Here is a 1574-nt window from a genome sequence, read left to right on the forward strand (position 1 = left end):
GTGCCGACTGGCGCTGCCAGCTTCACCACTCTCCCCGGGGCGGGAGCAGCTGTCATCTGCATGCTCGGTTGCGTCTTTTAACGCATCGAAGAATGCCCGCTGGGGGATCCCCTTTCGAACGCAGCAGCGCCCGTTAGGCCGCCGGCTTGCGGGCAATTCGTGGCCGTCGTACTTCGTCGGGCACGATAGGAGCCATGACCGTCGAACTTCGCCCCTGGACGCTCGAGGACGCGCGTGCGCTGTGGGATGCAAACCGGCAGAGCCCGGACCTAAAGACGCAATTTGGCAGTGCGGACCTAGCCACAGTCGACCAGGCGCGTGACTAAGGGAGCCGCTTACGGGTGTATTTGGGGACACCGTGGAACGGATAGCGACCGGCTTGCGGGCGGGCAGGGTTTGCGACGTCGTGGCCCGGGCAGACGGTGCGCCCCGTAAGCCGATTCATTGCCAGGCCCGGTTTAGCAGCGCATTCAGCGACGGAGTTAATATGACCGCGGTCATTCCCTTCTGTCGCTGAGAGTTAGTGATCCTGTTTCCTGATTACGGCCATCGGTGGCCACTTTGGGAGAACAGCACTGCTGAGCGTCCCAGCCAATACACGATGGAACCGGCATTCTTTGGACTGTCAGAGAACCTCACTCACCGGCTTCGCGCTTGGTACGACGTGTGGGATGCCGAAAACTTGTATGAGAGCGGTTGGAGTTCGGCTGAAAACTACATGACTTGGAAAACAGAGGGTGCCAGGATCGCCGAGCAACTGCGTGAAGAGGTCAAAGCCTTTGCTGACGTGGACTACGACGAGTAGAACCCGGGTCGCTAGACGACGCCATAAGCGCCGGGCAAGGGATCCCCTTACGCGGCTAGGAACTTCACCAATCAATGCAGCCCTTAGGCCGATGTCATAAATAACACCATGAGAGCAACGCTCATTTGGTCGCTGGGGGCAGTTGTTTTCTCTCTCTCGTCGGCGTATACATCGCATTGAACTCCAACGGGGTTTGGTACAGCATCGTCTCGGCGGTCATACTTTTGCTCGCCGGCGTTACCTTCGCCGCCAGGGCCACTCTTTCGCTTCGTGCCTCAGATCCAAACAGCTAGATATGCAGCCAGGGCGCCCGCGTAGTCACGTTCTCGGTCCTACTGAACGCGGACTTTTCGGCGGGCGCGTCAACCGCCGGCTCCAGCACGCGTGGTCCACCGTTTCCACAAACTTTCTCCAGAATGTGGTGGGCTTAGCCGGGCAGCTGAATCAGGTCCGGGCCGTCGCGAGCGACTGTGCTAGCCGTCGCTAGGGGCTCACGACCAGCAGGTCGCCGACCGCACAGTCGAGAACATCGCAGATCGCGGACAGCGTGGAAAAGCGGATCGCACGCGCCCGGTCATTTTTCAGCACAGACAGGTTGACGATGCTGATTCCTACCCGCTGGCTGAGCTCGGTCAGGGTCATGCCCCGGGCCGCGAGGAGCTCGTCGAGTCTGCAATGTATCTGTTGCTCTTCATCCGACGCGGGAGCCATCAGATCAGCCCGTCCAGTTCCAGCTGCTGACGCCGGCCCGTCTCGAACATGGCCGCGA

Annotated in this window: 2 protein-coding genes; one reads left to right on the forward strand and one right to left on the reverse strand. The window is 60.4% G+C overall.

From position 1 onward, the window contains the following. Positions 1 to 523 precede the first annotated feature (523 nt). Entirely contained in the window at positions 524 to 805 is a 282-nt protein-coding gene (locus LQV45_RS31245; RefSeq protein ID WP_230011224.1) for a hypothetical protein, read from the forward strand. A 483-nt stretch (positions 806 to 1288) separates the two neighbouring features. Here LQV45_RS31245 and LQV45_RS31250 read toward each other — a convergent pair whose 3' ends face one another. Continuing rightward, positions 1289 to 1516, reverse strand: coding sequence for a helix-turn-helix transcriptional regulator (locus LQV45_RS31250; RefSeq protein ID WP_230011227.1), 228 nt, complete (start codon positions 1514 to 1516; stop codon positions 1289 to 1291). Positions 1517 to 1574 lie beyond the last annotated feature (58 nt).

The organism is Microbacterium sp. Bi128, from assembly GCF_918698205.1.